The following is a 17,884-nucleotide window of genomic DNA, read 5'->3' as shown; positions in this document are numbered from 1 at the left end:
TTGGAGAAAGAAAATGGCAAGATATTTGGGTCCTAAGCTCAAGCTGAGCCGTCGTGAGGGCACTGACTTATTCCTTAAGTCTGGCGTTCGCGCGATCGATACCAAGTGTAAAATTGAACAAGCTCCTGGCCAGCACGGTGCGCGTAAACCGCGTCTGTCTGACTATGGTGTGCAGTTGCGTGAAAAGCAAAAAGTTCGCCGTATCTATGGTGTGCTGGAGCGTCAGTTCCGTAACTACTACAAAGAAGCAGCACGTCTGAAAGGCAACACCGGTGAAAACCTGTTGGGTCTGCTGGAAGGTCGTCTGGACAACGTTGTATACCGTATGGGCTTCGGTGCCACTCGTGCAGAAGCACGTCAGCTGGTCAGCCATAAAGCAATTATGGTAAACGGTCGTGTTGTTAACATCGCTTCTTATCAGGTTAGTCCGAATGACGTTGTTAGCATTCGTGAGAAAGCGAAGAAGCAGTCTCGCGTGAAAGCCGCTCTGGAGCTGGCTGAGCAGCGTGAAAAGCCAACCTGGCTGGAAGTTGATGCTGGCAAGATGGAAGGTACGTTCAAGCGTAAGCCGGAGCGTTCTGATCTGTCTGCGGACATTAACGAACACCTGATCGTCGAGCTTTACTCCAAGTAAAGCTTAGTACCAAAGAGAGGACACAATGCAGGGTTCTGTGACAGAGTTTCTAAAACCGCGCCTGGTAGATATCGAGCAAGTGAGTTCGACGCACGCCAAGGTGACCCTTGAGCCTTTAGAGCGTGGCTTTGGCCATACTTTGGGTAACGCACTGCGCCGTATTCTGCTCTCATCGATGCCGGGTTGCGCGGTGACCGAGGTTGAGATTGATGGTGTACTACATGAGTACAGCACCAAAGAAGGCGTTCAGGAAGATATCCTGGAAATCCTGCTCAACCTGAAAGGGCTGGCGGTGAGAGTTCAGGGTAAAGATGACGTTATTCTTACCTTGAATAAATCTGGCATTGGCCCTGTGACTGCAGCCGACATTACCCATGATGGTGATGTCGAAATCGTCAAGCCACAGCACGTGATCTGCCACCTGACCGATGAGAACGCATCTATTAGTATGCGCATCAAAGTTCAGCGCGGTCGTGGTTATGTGCCGGCTTCTACCCGAATTCATTCGGAAGAAGATGAGCGCCCAATCGGCCGTCTGCTGGTCGACGCATGCTACAGCCCTGTAGAGCGTATTGCCTACAATGTTGAAGCAGCGCGTGTAGAACAGCGTACCGACCTGGACAAGCTGGTCATCGAAATGGAAACCAACGGCACAATCGATCCTGAAGAGGCGATTCGTCGTGCGGCAACCATTCTGGCTGAACAACTGGAAGCTTTTGTTGACTTACGTGATGTACGTCAGCCGGAAGTTAAAGAAGAGAAACCAGAATTCGATCCGATCCTGCTGCGCCCTGTTGACGATCTGGAATTGACTGTCCGCTCTGCTAACTGCCTCAAAGCAGAAGCTATCCACTATATCGGTGATCTGGTACAGCGTACTGAGGTTGAGCTTCTTAAGACGCCTAACCTTGGTAAAAAATCTCTTACTGAGATTAAAGACGTGCTGGCTTCCCGTGGACTGTCTCTGGGCATGCGCCTGGAAAACTGGCCACCGGCAAGCATCGCTGACGAGTAACCGGATCACAGGTTAAGGTTTTACTGAGAAGGATAAGGTCATGCGCCATCGTAAGAGTGGTCGTCAACTGAACCGCAACAGCAGCCATCGCCAGGCTATGTTCCGCAATATGGCAGGTTCACTGGTTCGTCATGAAATCATCAAGACGACTCTGCCGAAAGCGAAAGAGCTGCGTCGCGTAGTTGAGCCGCTGATTACTCTTGCCAAGACTGATAGCGTAGCTAATCGTCGTCTGGCATTCGCCCGTACTCGTGATAACGAGATCGTGGCAAAACTGTTTAACGAACTGGGCCCGCGTTTCGCGAGCCGCGCCGGTGGTTACACTCGCATTCTGAAGTGTGGTTTCCGTGCAGGCGACAACGCGCCGATGGCATACATCGAGCTGGTTGATCGTTCAGAGAAAACAGAAGCTGCTGCAGAGTAATCTGTAGTAACGTAAAAAAACCCGCCTCGGCGGGTTTTTTTATATCCGCCATATCCCCACTTATCTACAATATCTGTACTCTTTTTGTTCATCCCCTGGAGCGTCATATGTGGTTACTGGACCAGTGGGCGGAGCGCCATATTATTGCTGCACAGTCTAAAGGCGAGTTTGATGATTTACCTGGTACAGGCGAACCGCTTACTCTTGACGATGATTCCCATATTCCGCCTGAACTCCGGGCCGGATACCGTTTATTAAAAAATGCAGGCTGCCTTCCACCTGAGCTTGAGCAGCGCAGAGAGGCGATCCAACTGCTTGAAATACTCGCGGGGATCCGCAAAGATGATCCCAGTTATCAGGAAGTCAGTCGACGGTTGTCGCTACTGGAGCTAAAACTTCGACAGGCTGGGCTTAGCACCGAGTTTTTACACGGTGAATACGCAGATAAGCTGCTACAGAAGATCAACGACAAATAGCGGAGAGAGCATGTACCGAATTGGTGAATTAGCGAAGCTGGCTGACGTGACGCCGGATACTATCCGTTACTATGAAAAGCAGCAGATGATGGAACATGAAGTACGTACCGAAGGCGGGTTTCGCCTCTACACGGAAAGTGATCTTCAGCGTCTTAAGTTTATTCGTTATGCCCGTCAGCTTGGTTTTACACTGGAGTCGATTCGCGAACTGCTTTCGATCCGCATAGATCCAGAGCACCATACCTGCCAGGAATCAAAAGGGATCGTTCAGGAAAGATTACAAGAGGTCGAAGCGCGCATAGCGGAGCTTCAGGCGATGCAACGATCGTTACAGCGATTAAATGATGCGTGCTGTGGTAAAGCACACAGCAGTGTGTACTGTTCTATTCTTGAAGCACTTGAACAAGGCGCCAGCGGAACACTATCAGACCGTTGATTTTTTGCACGGTCAGGTCTACACTCCTGGCGTAAATTACCCCACAAACTGGAGAGAGTATGAGCCATTATCAGCATACCAAAGGACAGATAAAGGACAACGCCATTGAGGCGCTTCTGCATGATCCACTGTTCAGGCAGCGCGTTGAGAAAAATAAGAAAGGGAAAGGAAGTTATCTACGTAAAGGTAAACATGGCAATCGGGGAAACTGGGAGGCCAGTGGCAAGAAAGTGAAGCACTTTTTTACCACTGGCCTTTTTGTTTCAGTGAACGCTTAAGAGCGATTATTCTGTTCTTTCAGCAGGTCACGAATTTCACTTAGTAATACTTCTTCTTTAGATGGTGCTGGGGGTGCCGCTGGCTCTTCAGCTTTTTTACGATTCAATTTATTGATCAGTTTGATTGCCATAAAGATAGCAAACGCAACAATAATGAAATCGAAGACATTCTGAATGAATACGCCGTAATGCATGACCACCGCCGGGATGTCTCCCTGCGCATCACGTAACGTTAATGCAAACTGTTTAAAATCAATCCCACCAATTAGCAACCCCAGTGGCGGCATGATGATATCGGCAACCAGTGATGAAACGATCTTACCGAATGCCGCACCAATAATGACACCCACTGCCAAATCGACAACATTCCCGCGCATCGCGAATTCGCGAAACTCTTTAATAATGCTCATTTTATTCTCCCTATGCAGCTGACGTTTATAAGTTTAACAAATGTTTAGGCAATTTCCATTTATGTATTGCGGAAAGGAAAAATTATTAGGCCCTGATAAATAAAGGGAAATAAAAAAGGCGCTATATTAGCGCCTAAATTATTACAGGAAGAAGGGGCTTGGCTGGAATAAGCGCTCGACGTCGGTAATAAACTTTTTATCTGTCAGGAACATAATAACGTGATCGCCTTGTTCAATACGCAGGTTGTCATTGGCAATCATCACATCATTACCCCGTACAACAGCGCCAATAATGGTGCCGGGCGGAAGTTTAATTTCATCAATCGAGCGACCTACTACCCGTGATGTTGTCTCATCACCGTGTGCGACGGCTTCAATGGCTTCCGCTACGCCGCGGCGTAGTGATGAAACACCAACAATATCAGCTTTACGAACATGGCTCAGGAGTGCGGAGATGGTCGCCTGCTGCGGTGAAATCGCAATATCGATCACGCTGCCCTGCACCAGATCGACGTACGCTCTGCGTTGGATCAGCACCATCACTTTCTTGGCGCCCATTCGTTTAGCCAGCATCGCCGACATGATGTTAGCTTCATCGTCATTGGTCACCGCGATGAACAGATCAACCTGATCGATGTGTTCTTCCGCCAGAAGCTCTTGATCCGAAGCATCGCCAAAAAAGACGATCGTATTTTGCAGTTTCTCTGCAAGCTCCGATGCGCGCTGCTGATTACGCTCGATCAGTTTGACGCTGTAATCTTTTTCCAGACGCCGCGCGAGCCCTGCACCGATATTACCGCCACCGACTAACATAATGCGTTTGTACGGCTTTTCCAGACGCTGTAGCTCGCTCATGACGGCGCGAATGTGCTGTGATGCCGCGATAAAGAAGACTTCATCACCCGCTTCAACGATGGTAGAACCCTGCGGGCGAATTGGCCTGTCATGACGGAATATCGCCGCAACGCGGGTATCGATATGCGGCATGTGATCGCGCATTGTCGACAACGCATTACCGATTAGCGGTCCGCCGTAATAAGCTTTCACGACCGCCAGACTGACTTTGCCCTCGGCAAAATTCACGACCTGCAATGCGCCCGGATATTCAATCAGGCGATAAATGCTATCGATAACCAGTTGCTCAGGCGCAATCAGATGATCGATAGGGACGGCATCGGATTGAAATAGCTTGTCTGCATCGCGAACGTAATCCGGTGAACGAATACGGGCGATACGGTTAGGCGTATTAAACAGGGAATAAGCTACCTGGCAGGCAACCATATTTGTTTCATCTGAGCTGGTTACGGCAACCAGCATATCGGCATCATCGGCACCAGCTTCACGCAATACACGGGGATGTGAACCATGTCCTTGCACGACGCGGAGATCAAACTTGTCCTGCAAGCTGCGCAGGCGCTCACCATTGGTATCGACTACCGTGATATCGTTGTTCTCTCCGACCAGGTTTTCAGCCAGCGTACCGCCAACTTGCCCTGCGCCAAGAATGATAATTTTCATCAGTCGCGACCCGTTATCTCATCACTTTTTGATTAGCTTAGCGTAAAAGAAGCCATCGCCATCTTCTGCACCCGGTAAATTCTGACGTCCCGGCTGCTCTGGCGTACCGGTTTCGCTTAACACCGCATCCGGTGTGCGTGCAAGGAACGCGGCGATCTGCTGTTGGTTTTCTTCTGGCAGAATAGAACAGGTTGCATAGACCAGCGTGCCGCCCGGCTTAAGGTGTGTCCAGGTCGCGTTGAGGATCTCGGCCTGCAACTGAGCGAGTTCGGCAATATCACGATCGCGACGCAGCCATTTGATATCCGGATGGCGACGGATCACACCAGTGGCGGAACATGGAGCGTCCAGCAAAATACGGTCAAACTGTTGCTCACCGCACCACTGCTGCGGATAGCGACCATCACCCTGCTTCACGGTTGCTTTCATACCCAGGCGTTTCAGGTTGTCATACACGCGAGACAGGCGTTTATCGTCGACATCGACTGCCATCACGTTCGCATCTGGCGCAACCTCCAGAATATGGGTGGTCTTGCCGCCGGGAGCGCAACATAAATCAAGGATCTGTTCTCCGTTTTGTGGCTGCAGATAGCTGACGCAACCCTGGGCAGAGGCATCCTGAACGGTGACCCAACCTTGCTCAAAACCTGGCATGGCGAGCACGGGGGCTGGTGTTTCCAGACGGACCGCATCCGGGTAATCCGGATGAGGGAAACCGGTCAATCCTGCTTCGGCGAGTAGTTCCAGCCAGGCGTCGCGCGTATGGTGGTTGCGATTGACACGGAGCCACATTGGCGGGCGTTGGTTATTAGCCTCAAGGATGGCTTCCCATTGCTGTGGATAAGCGGCTTTAATACGTTTTACCAGCCAGGAGGGGTGTAAGAAACGTAGATCGCTTTGTGCGAACTCGGTCAGTAGTTCTTCCTGACGGCGCTGGAACTGGCGTAATACACCATTAATCAGCCCTTTCAACTGCGGACGCTTAATCACCACCGCGCCTTCTACGGTTTCGGCCAGCGCAGCATGGGGTGGGATACGGGTATGCAGCAGTTGGTAGAAGCCCACCATGATCAGGTAGTGAACGGTACGCTGTTTGCCCGTCATCGGACGTTCCATCAGTTGCTGGATCATCCACTCCAGTTGCGAGAGTGTGCGCAATACGCCGAAGCAAAGCTCTTGCAACAACGCTTTATCTTTATCGGCAACTTTTTGCTGCATGGCGGGCAGCACGTTGCTTAATGATTGCCCCTTTTCGACAACCTGCTCGACGGCCTGGGCCGCCATACTGCGTAAATTAAGATGTTTTTTCATAAGTGCAAAAATAAAAATGCCCGGTCACACCGGGCTTAAAGAGATGAACCGTCAGGCCAGACGGTTTCCGGGTACAAACCACTCCCGGCGCGAATTAAGCAGATCCTGCGCACTCATGGCTTTTTTGCCTGCAGGCTGCAAAGAGACGAGATTCAGGATGCCGTCGCCTGTTGCAACCTGGATACCCTGACGGGTCGCTTCCAGAATTGTGCCTGGTTCAGCGTTAGCGGGCATATCGATCACCGTCGCCTGCCAAATTTTTACTGGTTGCTCGTCGATGACGATATAGCTCATTGGCCACGGGTTAAAGGCGCGGATGCAGCGCTCCAACTGGGCGGCCGAAAGTGACCAGTCGATACGGGCCTCTTCTTTACTGAGTTTCTCTGCATGCGTAACCAGTGATTCATCTTGTACAACGGGTTTTATCGTGCCAGCAGCCAACTGTTTTAGCGTTTCAATCAGCCCCTGAGGCCCCAGGTCCGCCAGCTTGTCGTATAAAGAACCGCTGGTATCTTCTGCCGTAATCGGGCAGGAGAGCTTAAGCAACATATCACCGGTGTCGAGACCAACATCCATTTGCATGATGGTAACGCCCGTTTCGCTATCGCCAGCCCACAGTGAACGTTGAATCGGTGCTGCGCCACGCCAGCGTGGAAGCAGGGAACCGTGAACGTTGATACAACCCAGGCGCGGCATTTCCAGCACGGCTTTTGGCAGAATCAGTCCATATGCCACTACCACCATCACGTCTGCGTGTAAATCAGCAACCAACTGTTGGTTTTCCTGAGGGCGAAGAGAGACGGGCTGGAAAACCGGTATCCCTTTTTCTTCTGCCAACACTTTTACCGGGCTGGGCATCAGCTTTTTACCGCGTCCCGCAGGGCGGTCCGGTTGGGTAAACACGCCAACGACGTTATGTCCAGAAGACAACAGCGCGTCAAGGTGACGCGCTGCAAAGTCAGGTGTACCCGCAAAAATAATACGTAGTGAGTCTGACACGTTGATTCTTGTCCTTAAGCTCGGGCGTTCAGGCGGTCGAGTTTTTCAACTTTCTGACGAATACGTTGTTGCTTCAACGGAGACAGATAATCGATAAACAGTTTACCGACCAGGTGATCCATTTCATGTTGAATGCAGATAGCGAGCAGGCCATCGGCTTCCAGTTCAAAAGATTTACCGTCGCGATTGAGCGCACGAATTTTTACTTTCTCAGCGCGTGGGACTAACGCACGCTGTTCGGGGATAGACAGGCAACCTTCTTCAATGCCGGTTTCGCCATCTTTCTCCAGCAGCTCCGGGTTGATTAAAACCAACTGCTCGTCGCGATTTTCAGAGACATCAATAACAATGATGCGCTGATGGATGTCGACCTGTGTTGCCGCCAGACCGATCCCCTCTTCTGCGTACATCGTTTCGAACATATCATCAACGATACGCTGAATTTCTGCATTCACTTCTTCAACCGGTTTTGCGACTTTGCGAAGGCGCTCGTCCGGAATATGTAACACTTGCAAAACTGACATAGTTATCCAGAGTTGTGTTCAGGAGTTGAAAAGATTATTACCTCTATTCTAGACAAAACCCCCTCTGATTGACAGCATCAGTGACCAATCGCAAAGATTGCCAGGACTGCTTGTGGCAGGGGAGCAGGGATGACCCAAATTGAAATTTGGCTACGTTTAGCGCAAGTGAATGAACTGTATGGTGATGAGATGGTGCGCCTTGCCCACTGGCTCAATGCCCAACCCTGTATTAACAACACGATACTCCAGCACGCAGGATTATCTTCCCGCCAGGCCAAGCGCTTTCTAACCTTTTCAGAACAGTTACTGGAAAAAACGCTGCGTTGGTTGGAGCAGCCTAATCACCATTTAGTGGTTGCCGACAGCGAGCATTATCCGTCCCAGCTGCGCGCGATTGAAGATTATCCTGGGGTACTTTTCGTTGCCGGTACTCCCGCATGCCTGCATTCATTTCAGGTGGCCGTCGTCGGTAGTCGCCAGCATTCATGGTATGGCGAACGTTGGGGGCGATTATTTTGCGAAAAGCTTGCCGCGTTTGGGGTGACGATAACCAGTGGGCTGGCCCGAGGGATTGATGGCGTGGCGCATCATGCGGCGATAAACCGACAAGGCACGAGTATTGCGGTGCTGGGAAATGGGCTTGAGACCATTCATCCACGACAGCATGTCCGTCTCGCCGAACGTCTGATCGATTCCGGAGGCGCATTGGTGTCTGAGTTCCCATTAGATACGCTCCCGCTGCCGCGCAATTTTCCCCGACGAAATCGCATTATCAGTGGTCTAAGTAAAGGTGTCCTGGTCGTTGAGGCCGCGCAACGTAGCGGTTCATTGGTCACGGCACGCTGTGCGCTGGAGCAGGGGCGGGAGGTTTTTGCTTTGCCTGGGCCGATTGGGAGTCCGGGAAGTGAAGGCCCACATTGGCTTATTCAGCAGGGAGCCACGCTTGTGACCGCACCAGAGGAAATTCTGGAAAATTTGCAATATGGGCTGCAATGGTTGCCAGATGAACCTGAAAAATCAATTTATTCGCCAGATCACGAAGAGGTGGCATTGCCATTTCCTGAGCTCCTGGCTAACGTAGGAGATGAGGTAACACCTGTTGACGTCGTCGCTGAACGTGCCGGCCAACCTGTGCCAGAGGTAGTGGCTCAACTACTCGAACTGGAGTTAGCAGGATGGATCGCAGCTGTACCCGGCGGCTATGTCCGATTGAGGAGGGCATGCCATGTTCGACGTACTAATGTATTTGTTTGAGACATATATCCATAACGAAGCTGAGCTGCGAGTGGATCAGGACAAACTGGAACGGGATCTTACCGACGCTGGTTTTGATCGTGAAGACATCTACAACGCGTTACTGTGGCTGGAAAAGCTTGCTGATTATCAGGATGGCCTTGCCGAACCTATGCAGCTAGCATCTGATCCTCTTTCTCTGCGTATTTATACTGCAGAAGAATGTGAACGGCTGGATGCGAGTTGTCGCGGATTCTTGCTATTCCTGGAGCAGATTCAGGTGCTAAACCTCGAAACGCGAGAAATGGTAATTGAGCGCGTACTCGCGCTGGATACGGCAGAGTTTGATCTGGAAGACCTGAAGTGGGTGATCCTGATGGTGCTATTCAACATTCCAGGTTGTGAAAATGCCTATCAGCAAATGGAAGAATTACTCTTTGAAGTGAATGAAGGTATGCTGCATTAATCAATCTTCATTCAGTATGAGTTGTTATGGCTAAATCAGCACTGTTTACGGTGCGTAAAAACGAGCCCTGCCCACAATGCGGGGCTGAACTGGTTATTCGCTCCGGGAAACACGGTCCGTTTCTCGGTTGTTCACACTATCCAGAATGCGATTATATCCGTCCGCTGAAATCATCTGCAGACGGGCATATTGTCAAAGTTCTGGAGGGTAAGTTTTGCCCTGCATGTGGCGCTGAGTTGGTATTGCGACAGGGGCGATTCGGTATGTTTATCGGATGCAGTGACTATCCTGCATGCGAGCACACCGAGCTTATCGACAAGCCTGATGAAACAGCAATAGTCTGTCCTCAATGCCAGACCGGTCACCTGGTCCAGCGGCGTTCCCGTTATGGCAAAACTTTTTACTCCTGCGATCGCTATCCGGAGTGCCAGTTTGTTATTAACTTCAAACCATTAGCTGGAGAATGTCCAGAGTGTCATTATCCGCTACTCATCGAAAAGAAAACCGCGCAGGGTGTGAAGCATTTCTGTGCCAGTAAACAATGTGGAAAGCCGATTTCGGCGGAATAAAAAAGTGAATAATAACCTGCCCACAGGCCCTATCGCTGCTGCAATAGAGGTACTGAACCAAGAGAAAGTCATCGCCTATCCAACAGAAGCTGTATTTGGTGTCGGCTGCGATCCCGACAGCGAAACGGCAGTAAGTCGTTTGTTGGAATTAAAACAACGTCCGGTCGAGAAAGGCTTAATTTTGATTGCGGCCAACTTTGAGCAACTTAAGCCCTATATTGACGATAGCTCGCTTACTGATACTCAACGTGAGGCTATCTTCGCTCGCTGGCCTGGTCCCGTCACCTTTGTTTTCCCGGCGCTTGCGACTACACCTCGTTGGTTGACCGGTCGTTTTGATTCGCTGGCCGTGCGTGTCACCGATCATCCGCTGGTGGTTGCACTGTGCCAGGCTTATGGCAAACCTATAGTTTCCACCAGTGCTAATTTGAGTGGCTTACCGCCTTGCCGAACGGTAGAGGAAGTCCGCGCGCAGTTCGGTACAGACTTTCCCGTTGTTGAAGGAGAGACCGGAGGGCGATTGAATCCTTCGGAGATCCGTGATGCACTGACGGGTGAACAGTTTCGACAGGGGTAATATGAAAGAAGCCTATGCTGTTTTTGGTAATCCGATAGCGCACAGTAAATCGCCTTTTATCCATCAGCAATTTGCAGAGCAACTGAAGATTGATTACTCCTATGGACGTGTACTGGCGCCGATCAATGACTTTGTGAATTCGCTGAACGCCTTTTTTGCTGAGGGTGGTAAGGGGGCAAATGTCACCGTTCCTTTTAAAGAAGAGGCGTTTGCGCGTGCCGATGAATTAACAGAGCGGGCATCGCTAGCTGGAGCAGTTAACACCCTTAAACGGCTGGAGGATGGACGTTTGCTGGGAGATAACACGGATGGTATCGGTTTATTAAGCGATCTTGAGCGTTTATCTTTCATTCGTCCCGGATCGCGAATTCTGCTGATTGGTGCGGGTGGTGCATCCCGTGGGGTATTGCTACCTCTTCTTTCTATGGATTGTGCGGTAACCATTGTTAATCGTACGGCCTACCGCGCTGAAGAATTGGCACAGCTCTTCTCTCATACCGGTAGCGTGCAGGCGGTGGGAATGGACGAACTTGATAATCACAGCTTTGATCTGATTATTAACGCGACGTCCAGCGGTATTAGCGGTGAGGTCCCGTCTATTCCTGCATCTCTTATCCATCCCTCCGTCTACTGCTACGACATGTTTTATCAGAAAGGGAATACGCCGTTCCTTTCCTGGTGTGAAAAGCATGGGGCGAAACAGTATGCCGATGGTCTGGGGATGCTGGTGGGGCAAGCTGCACATGCTGTTTTACTCTGGCATGGTGTTTTACCCCAGATTGAGCCGGTCATTAAAAGCATGCGACAGGAATTGTCGGCATGAATCAGGCGATCCAGTTTCCCGATCGAGAAGAATGGCGGACGGATGTAAATGCCATTGTTTTCCCTGCAATGGTTCATGGTATGCAGTTAACATGTGCCATATCGGGAAAGATGTTGGCGTCCCGCTTTGGCGGCGACACGCCTGAACAGTGGCTGGAAACCTTTCGATTACATCGCTGGGACCTGGAAGAAGAGGCCGAAGCATTGATCCAGGACCAGCAGGAAGACGCTCAGGGTTGGGTGTGGTTACTCTGACTTAAATACTCATCTTTCCACTTAACATAGTTGTTAGCTGAGTATTGCAAGCCTGCTTTCTCTTCATCGCTTAATGGACGAATCTGCTTAACCGGGCTTCCCAGGTACAGATATCCACTCTGCAGGCGTTTGTTTTGCGGAACCAGGCTTCCCGCCCCAATCATAACGTCGTCTTCAACAACGACACCGTCCAACAGAATCGATCCCATGCCGACTAATACGCGGTTACCAATGGTACAACCGTGCAGCATGACTTTATGACCAACTGTGACATCTTCACCTACGATCAGCGGATTACCCTGCGGATTGGATGTAGATTTATGTGTGACATGTAGAACGCTGCCGTCCTGAATGTTTGTACGCGCACCGATTTGCACGTAGTTCACGTCGCCACGGATCGCGACCAGTGGCCAAATTCCGACATCATCAGCCAAACGAGCATCGCCAATGACGACACTACTGGTGTCGATCATCACGCGTTTTCCGATCTGTGGGAAAAGATCCTTATAAGGGCGCAGTACATCAGACATGTTTACCTCAGCGAAAATAGAGCGGTAATGAAGACTTTGGTTGGATTATCGAGACTGTGCAAGTGATTTATCTATCAAAAATCAGCCAAATTGCGCAGGAATATAGCGAAAGGGGTGAAAAACAAGCATTCAGCAAAAAAGATCCAAAAAACACTTGTGCTAAAAAATGGGATCCCTATAATGCGCCTCCATCGACACGGCGGATGTGAATCACTTCACGCAAACAGCCCGGTCGGTTGAAGAGAAAAACCTGAAAATGAGGGTTGACTCTGAAAGAGGAAAGCGTAATATACGCCACCTCGCGACAGAGCGCCAAAGCGCGTCGCAACTGCTCTTTAACAATTTATCAGACAATCTGTGTGGGCACTCGAGGATACGGATTCTTAACGTCGCAAGACGAAAAATGAATACCAAGTCTCTGAGTGAACACGTAATTCATTACGAAGTTTAATTCACGAGCATCAAACTTAAATTGAAGAGTTTGATCATGGCTCAGATTGAACGCTGGCGGCAGGCCTAACACATGCAAGTCGAACGGTAGCACAGAGAGCTTGCTCTCGGGTGACGAGTGGCGGACGGGTGAGTAATGTCTGGGAAACTGCCCGATGGAGGGGGATAACTACTGGAAACGGTAGCTAATACCGCATAATGTCGCAAGACCAAAGAGGGGGACCTTCGGGCCTCTTGCCATCGGATGTGCCCAGATGGGATTAGCTAGTAGGTGGGGTAACGGCTCACCTAGGCGACGATCCCTAGCTGGTCTGAGAGGATGACCAGCCACACTGGAACTGAGACACGGTCCAGACTCCTACGGGAGGCAGCAGTGGGGAATATTGCACAATGGGCGCAAGCCTGATGCAGCCATGCCGCGTGTATGAAGAAGGCCTTCGGGTTGTAAAGTACTTTCAGCGAGGAGGAAGGCATTAAGGTTAATAACCTTAGTGATTGACGTTACTCGCAGAAGAAGCACCGGCTAACTCCGTGCCAGCAGCCGCGGTAATACGGAGGGTGCAAGCGTTAATCGGAATTACTGGGCGTAAAGCGCACGCAGGCGGTCTGTCAAGTCGGATGTGAAATCCCCGGGCTCAACCTGGGAACTGCATCCGAAACTGGCAGGCTAGAGTCTTGTAGAGGGGGGTAGAATTCCAGGTGTAGCGGTGAAATGCGTAGAGATCTGGAGGAATACCGGTGGCGAAGGCGGCCCCCTGGACAAAGACTGACGCTCAGGTGCGAAAGCGTGGGGAGCAAACAGGATTAGATACCCTGGTAGTCCACGCCGTAAACGATGTCGACTTGGAGGTTGTGCCCTTGAGGCGTGGCTTCCGGAGCTAACGCGTTAAGTCGACCGCCTGGGGAGTACGGCCGCAAGGTTAAAACTCAAATGAATTGACGGGGGCCCGCACAAGCGGTGGAGCATGTGGTTTAATTCGATGCAACGCGAAGAACCTTACCTACTCTTGACATCCAGAGAACTTAGCAGAGATGCTTTGGTGCCTTCGGGAACTCTGAGACAGGTGCTGCATGGCTGTCGTCAGCTCGTGTTGTGAAATGTTGGGTTAAGTCCCGCAACGAGCGCAACCCTTATCCTTTGTTGCCAGCGATTCGGTCGGGAACTCAAAGGAGACTGCCAGTGATAAACTGGAGGAAGGTGGGGATGACGTCAAGTCATCATGGCCCTTACGAGTAGGGCTACACACGTGCTACAATGGCATATACAAAGAGAAGCGACCTCGCGAGAGCAAGCGGACCTCATAAAGTATGTCGTAGTCCGGATTGGAGTCTGCAACTCGACTCCATGAAGTCGGAATCGCTAGTAATCGTGGATCAGAATGCCACGGTGAATACGTTCCCGGGCCTTGTACACACCGCCCGTCACACCATGGGAGTGGGTTGCAAAAGAAGTAGGTAGCTTAACCTTCGGGAGGGCGCTTACCACTTTGTGATTCATGACTGGGGTGAAGTCGTAACAAGGTAACCGTAGGGGAACCTGCGGTTGGATCACCTCCTTACCTTAAAGAACCGACCTTTGTAGTGCTCACACAGATTGTCTGATGAAAATTAGCAGTAAGAAAATCTCTGCAGGCTTGTAGCTCAGGTGGTTAGAGCGCACCCCTGATAAGGGTGAGGTCGGTGGTTCAAGTCCACTCAGGCCTACCAAATTCATCCTGGTGAATTTGAAGAGGTTTTAACTACGATGGGGCTATAGCTCAGCTGGGAGAGCGCCTGCTTTGCACGCAGGAGGTCTGCGGTTCGATCCCGCATAGCTCCACCATCTTCACTGCAACAACCCAAGAAAACTTCAGAGTGTACCTGAAAAGGTTCACTGCGAAGTTTTGCTCTTTAAAAATCTGGATCAAGCTGAAAATTGAAACGACACACTGTGTCTGTTCTCCGTAATAAGAACAGATAAAAGGTGTGTTCGAGTCTCTCAAATTTTCGCAATCAGAAGTGAAACATCTTCGGGTTGTGAGGTTAAGCGACTAAGCGTACACGGTGGATGCCCTGGCAGTCAGAGGCGATGAAGGACGTGCTAATCTGCGATAAGCGCCGGTAAGGTGATATGAACCGTTATAACCGGCGATTTCCGAATGGGGAAACCCAGTGTGATTCGTCACACTATCGTTAACTGAATACATAGGTTAACGAAGCGAACCGGGGGAACTGAAACATCTAAGTACCCCGAGGAAAAGAAATCAACCGAGATTCCCCCAGTAGCGGCGAGCGAACGGGGAGCAGCCCAGAGTCTGAATCAGCATGTGTGTTAGTGGAACGGTCTGGAAAGTCCGACGGTACAGGGTGATAGTCCCGTACACAAAAATGCACAGGTTGTGAACTCGAAGAGTAGGGCGGGACACGTGGTATCCTGTCTGAATATGGGGGGACCATCCTCCAAGGCTAAATACTCCTGACTGACCGATAGTGAACCAGTACCGTGAGGGAAAGGCGAAAAGAACCCCGGCGAGGGGAGTGAAAAAGAACCTGAAACCGTGTACGTACAAGCAGTGGGAGCACCTTCGGGTGTGACTGCGTACCTTTTGTATAATGGGTCAGCGACTTATATTCTGTAGCAAGGTTAACCGTATAGGGGAGCCGAAGGGAAACCGAGTCTTAACTGGGCGTTAAGTTGCAGGGTATAGACCCGAAACCCGGTGATCTAGCCATGGGCAGGTTGAAGGTTGGGTAACACTAACTGGAGGACCGAACCGACTAATGTTGAAAAATTAGCGGATGACTTGTGGCTGGGGGTGAAAGGCCAATCAAACCGGGAGATAGCTGGTTCTCCCCGAAAGCTATTTAGGTAGCGCCTCGTGAACTCATCTTCGGGGGTAGAGCACTGTTTCGGCTAGGGGGTCATCCCGACTTACCAACCCGATGCAAACTGCGAATACCGAAGAATGTTATCACGGGAGACACACGGCGGGTGCTAACGTCCGTCGTGAAGAGGGAAACAACCCAGACCGCCAGCTAAGGTCCCAAAGTCATGGTTAAGTGGGAAACGATGTGGGAAGGCACAGACAGCCAGGATGTTGGCTTAGAAGCAGCCATCATTTAAAGAAAGCGTAATAGCTCACTGGTCGAGTCGGCCTGCGCGGAAGATGTAACGGGGCTAAACCATGCACCGAAGCTGCGGCAGCGACACTATGTGTTGTTGGGTAGGGGAGCGTTCTGTAAGCCGTTGAAGGTGGCCTGTGAGGGCTGCTGGAGGTATCAGAAGTGCGAATGCTGACATAAGTAACGATAATGCGGGTGAAAAACCCGCACGCCGGAAGACCAAGGGTTCCTGTCCAACGTTAATCGGGGCAGGGTGAGTCGACCCCTAAGGCGAGGCCGAAAGGCGTAGTCGATGGGAAACAGGTTAATATTCCTGTACTTGGTGTTACTGCGAAGGGGGGACGGAGAAGGCTATGTTGGCCGGGCGACGGTTGTCCCGGTTTAAGCATGTAGGCGTAGGTTCCAGGTAAATCCGGTTCACTTTAACACTGAGGCGTGATGACGAGGCACTACGGTGCTGAAGTGACAAATGCCCTGCTTCCAGGAAAAGCCTCTAAGCATCAGGTAACACGAAATCGTACCCCAAACCGACACAGGTGGTCAGGTAGAGAATACCAAGGCGCTTGAGAGAACTCGGGTGAAGGAACTAGGCAAAATGGTGCCGTAACTTCGGGAGAAGGCACGCTGATATGTAGGTGAAGTGATTTACTCATGGAGCTGAAATCAGTCGAAGATACCAGCTGGCTGCAACTGTTTATTAAAAACACAGCACTGTGCAAACACGAAAGTGGACGTATACGGTGTGACGCCTGCCCGGTGCCGGAAGGTTAATTGATGGGGTTATCCGTAAGGAGAAGCTCTTGATCGAAGCCCCGGTAAACGGCGGCCGTAACTATAACGGTCCTAAGGTAGCGAAATTCCTTGTCGGGTAAGTTCCGACCTGCACGAATGGCGTAATGATGGCCAGGCTGTCTCCACCCGAGACTCAGTGAAATTGAACTCGCTGTGAAGATGCAGTGTACCCGCGGCAAGACGGAAAGACCCCGTGAACCTTTACTATAGCTTGACACTGAACACTGGTCCTTGATGTGTAGGATAGGTGGGAGGCTTTGAAGTGTGGACGCCAGTCTGCATGGAGCCGTCCTTGAAATACCACCCTTTAATGGCTGGTGTTCTAACGTGGGCCCGTAATCCGGGTTGCGGACAGTGTCTGGTGGGTAGTTTGACTGGGGCGGTCTCCTCCCAAAGAGTAACGGAGGAGCACGAAGGTTAGCTAATCCTGGTCGGACATCAGGAGGTTAGTGCAAAGGCATAAGCTAGCTTGACTGCGAGAGTGACGGCTCGAGCAGGTGCGAAAGCAGGTCTTAGTGATCCGGTGGTTCTGAATGGAAGGGCCATCGCTCAACGGATAAAAGGTACTCCGGGGATAACAGGCTGATACCGCCCAAGAGTTCATATCGACGGCGGTGTTTGGCACCTCGATGTCGGCTCATCACATCCTGGGGCTGAAGTAGGTCCCAAGGGTATGGCTGTTCGCCATTTAAAGTGGTACGCGAGCTGGGTTTAGAACGTCGTGAGACAGTTCGGTCCCTATCTGCCGTGGGCGCTGGAGAATTGAGGGGGGCTGCTCCTAGTACGAGAGGACCGGAGTGGACGCATCACTGGTGTTCGGGTTGTCATGCCAATGGCACTGCCCGGTAGCTAAATGCGGAAGAGATAAGTGCTGAAAGCATCTAAGCACGAAACTTGCCCCGAGATGAGTTCTCCCTGAGACTTAGAGTCTCCTGAAGGAACGTTGAAGACGACGACGTTGATAGGTCGGGTGTGTAAGTGTAGCGATACATTGAGCTAACCGATACTAATGAACCGTGAGGCTTAACCTTACAACGCCGAAGGTGTTTTGGCGGATTTGAGA

At 50.9% G+C, this 17,884-nt stretch carries 18 protein-coding genes, 2 tRNA genes and 2 rRNA genes; 16 read left to right on the top strand and 6 right to left on the bottom strand.

All coding sequences use genetic code 11. The annotated features are described in order from the left end of the window. The first annotated feature begins 13 nt into the window (after positions 1 to 13). From rpsD to JSN25_RS03680, 6 genes are all read left to right on the top strand, one after another. A complete protein-coding gene (gene rpsD, locus JSN25_RS03705; protein ID WP_003031138.1) occupies positions 14 to 634 on the top strand; it encodes a 30S ribosomal protein S4 in 621 nt (206 codons plus the stop codon). A gap of 25 nt (positions 635 to 659) precedes the next feature. Then, positions 660 to 1,649: a DNA-directed RNA polymerase subunit alpha gene (locus JSN25_RS03700; protein WP_003031139.1), complete on the top strand. Its 990-nt coding sequence runs from the start codon at positions 660 to 662 to the stop codon at positions 1,647 to 1,649. 40 nt (positions 1,650 to 1,689) lie between these two features. Next, the gene (gene rplQ, locus JSN25_RS03695; protein ID WP_001216370.1) at positions 1,690 to 2,073 is read left to right on the top strand and encodes a 50S ribosomal protein L17; all 384 of its coding nucleotides are present in this window, start codon (positions 1,690 to 1,692) and stop codon (positions 2,071 to 2,073) included. A 107-nt stretch (positions 2,074 to 2,180) separates the two neighbouring features. Then, positions 2,181 to 2,549 carry a DnaJ family domain-containing protein gene (locus tag JSN25_RS03690; protein ID WP_038634662.1) on the top strand — a complete coding sequence of 123 codons (369 nt, stop codon included), beginning with the start codon at positions 2,181 to 2,183 and terminating at the stop codon, positions 2,547 to 2,549. A gap of 10 nt (positions 2,550 to 2,559) precedes the next feature. After that, the gene (zntR, locus tag JSN25_RS03685) at positions 2,560 to 2,985 is read left to right on the top strand and encodes a Zn(2+)-responsive transcriptional regulator (RefSeq protein ID WP_038634659.1); all 426 of its coding nucleotides are present in this window, start codon (positions 2,560 to 2,562) and stop codon (positions 2,983 to 2,985) included. Between the two features lie 59 nt (positions 2,986 to 3,044). Beyond that, positions 3,045 to 3,263: an alternative ribosome-rescue factor A gene (locus tag JSN25_RS03680; protein ID WP_137351502.1), complete on the top strand. Its 219-nt coding sequence runs from the start codon at positions 3,045 to 3,047 to the stop codon at positions 3,261 to 3,263. Here JSN25_RS03680 and mscL read toward each other — a convergent pair. The 5 genes from mscL to def all read right to left on the bottom strand — a co-directional run bounded on the left by mscL (position 3,260) and on the right by def (position 8,025). After that, positions 3,260 to 3,673 (bottom strand): large-conductance mechanosensitive channel protein MscL, encoded by a 414-nt coding sequence (gene mscL, locus JSN25_RS03675; RefSeq protein WP_003031152.1) that lies wholly within the window; start codon positions 3,671 to 3,673, stop codon positions 3,260 to 3,262. The genes JSN25_RS03680 and mscL overlap by 4 nt on opposite strands. Before the next feature lie 141 nt (positions 3,674 to 3,814). Continuing rightward, entirely contained in the window at positions 3,815 to 5,191 is a 1,377-nt protein-coding gene (gene trkA / locus JSN25_RS03670) for a Trk system potassium transporter TrkA (RefSeq protein ID WP_006687350.1), read from the bottom strand. Between the two features lie 21 nt (positions 5,192 to 5,212). Next, the gene (gene rsmB, locus JSN25_RS03665; RefSeq protein ID WP_204525448.1) at positions 5,213 to 6,502 is read right to left on the bottom strand and encodes a 16S rRNA (cytosine(967)-C(5))-methyltransferase RsmB; all 1,290 of its coding nucleotides are present in this window, start codon (positions 6,500 to 6,502) and stop codon (positions 5,213 to 5,215) included. Between the two features lie 51 nt (positions 6,503 to 6,553). Continuing rightward, a complete protein-coding gene (gene fmt / locus JSN25_RS03660; RefSeq protein ID WP_204525447.1) occupies positions 6,554 to 7,501 on the bottom strand; it encodes a methionyl-tRNA formyltransferase in 948 nt (315 codons plus the stop codon). A 14-nt stretch (positions 7,502 to 7,515) separates the two neighbouring features. Continuing rightward, positions 7,516 to 8,025, bottom strand: coding sequence for a peptide deformylase (gene def / locus JSN25_RS03655; RefSeq protein ID WP_038634641.1), 510 nt, complete (start codon positions 8,023 to 8,025; stop codon positions 7,516 to 7,518). A gap of 129 nt (positions 8,026 to 8,154) precedes the next feature. On the opposite strand from def, the gene dprA reads away from it, so the two are divergent. Genes dprA through JSN25_RS03625 form a run of 6 tightly spaced genes read left to right on the top strand, consistent with a single transcriptional unit; the run spans position 8,155 to position 11,947 of the window. After that, the gene (dprA, locus tag JSN25_RS03650) at positions 8,155 to 9,279 is read left to right on the top strand and encodes a DNA-protecting protein DprA (RefSeq protein WP_160955918.1); all 1,125 of its coding nucleotides are present in this window, start codon (positions 8,155 to 8,157) and stop codon (positions 9,277 to 9,279) included. After that, on the top strand, positions 9,251 to 9,724 hold the full coding sequence (gene smg, locus JSN25_RS03645; RefSeq protein WP_038634635.1) for a DUF494 family protein Smg: 474 nt from the start codon (positions 9,251 to 9,253) through the stop codon (positions 9,722 to 9,724). Before dprA ends, smg begins: the two co-directional genes overlap by 29 nt. A gap of 26 nt (positions 9,725 to 9,750) precedes the next feature. Then, positions 9,751 to 10,293 (top strand): DNA topoisomerase family protein, encoded by a 543-nt coding sequence (locus JSN25_RS03640; RefSeq protein WP_069325294.1) that lies wholly within the window; start codon positions 9,751 to 9,753, stop codon positions 10,291 to 10,293. Between the two features lie 4 nt (positions 10,294 to 10,297). Further along, complete coding sequence (gene tsaC / locus JSN25_RS03635; protein ID WP_137351504.1) at positions 10,298 to 10,870, top strand: L-threonylcarbamoyladenylate synthase type 1 TsaC; 573 nt, start codon at positions 10,298 to 10,300, stop codon at positions 10,868 to 10,870. Position 10,871: 1 nt separating this feature from the next. Further along, positions 10,872 to 11,693, top strand: coding sequence for a shikimate dehydrogenase (gene aroE / locus JSN25_RS03630; RefSeq protein ID WP_137351505.1), 822 nt, complete (start codon positions 10,872 to 10,874; stop codon positions 11,691 to 11,693). Beyond that, positions 11,690 to 11,947, top strand: coding sequence for a DUF1488 family protein (locus JSN25_RS03625; protein ID WP_038634625.1), 258 nt, complete (start codon positions 11,690 to 11,692; stop codon positions 11,945 to 11,947). Before aroE ends, JSN25_RS03625 begins: the two co-directional genes overlap by 4 nt. On the opposite strand, the gene JSN25_RS03620 is transcribed toward JSN25_RS03625, so the two are convergent. Next, positions 11,923 to 12,477, bottom strand: coding sequence for a gamma carbonic anhydrase family protein (locus JSN25_RS03620; RefSeq protein WP_137351506.1), 555 nt, complete (start codon positions 12,475 to 12,477; stop codon positions 11,923 to 11,925). The genes JSN25_RS03625 and JSN25_RS03620 overlap by 25 nt on opposite strands. A 469-nt stretch (positions 12,478 to 12,946) precedes the next feature. Here JSN25_RS03620 and JSN25_RS03615 point away from each other — a divergent pair. The 4 genes from JSN25_RS03615 (at position 12,947) to JSN25_RS03600 (ending at position 17,852) form a co-directional block, all read left to right on the top strand. Next, a 16S ribosomal RNA gene (locus tag JSN25_RS03615) occupies positions 12,947 to 14,486 on the top strand. A gap of 71 nt (positions 14,487 to 14,557) precedes the next feature. Next, a tRNA-Ile gene (locus JSN25_RS03610) sits at positions 14,558 to 14,634 on the top strand. Positions 14,635 to 14,673: 39 nt separating this feature from the next. After that, positions 14,674 to 14,749: transfer RNA gene (locus JSN25_RS03605), tRNA-Ala, on the top strand. Between the two features lie 198 nt (positions 14,750 to 14,947). Then, positions 14,948 to 17,852, top strand: a 23S ribosomal RNA gene (locus JSN25_RS03600). The 16S and 23S rRNA genes sit together here with 2 tRNA genes alongside, the layout of an rRNA operon. Positions 17,853 to 17,884: the final 32 nt, after the last annotated feature.

The organism is Citrobacter cronae, from assembly GCF_016893685.1.
GTDB classification, from domain to species: domain Bacteria; phylum Pseudomonadota; class Gammaproteobacteria; order Enterobacterales; family Enterobacteriaceae; genus Citrobacter; species Citrobacter werkmanii.
Note: the sequence above shows the minus strand (reverse complement) of the source record. Positions and strands in the feature narration are given on the sequence as shown.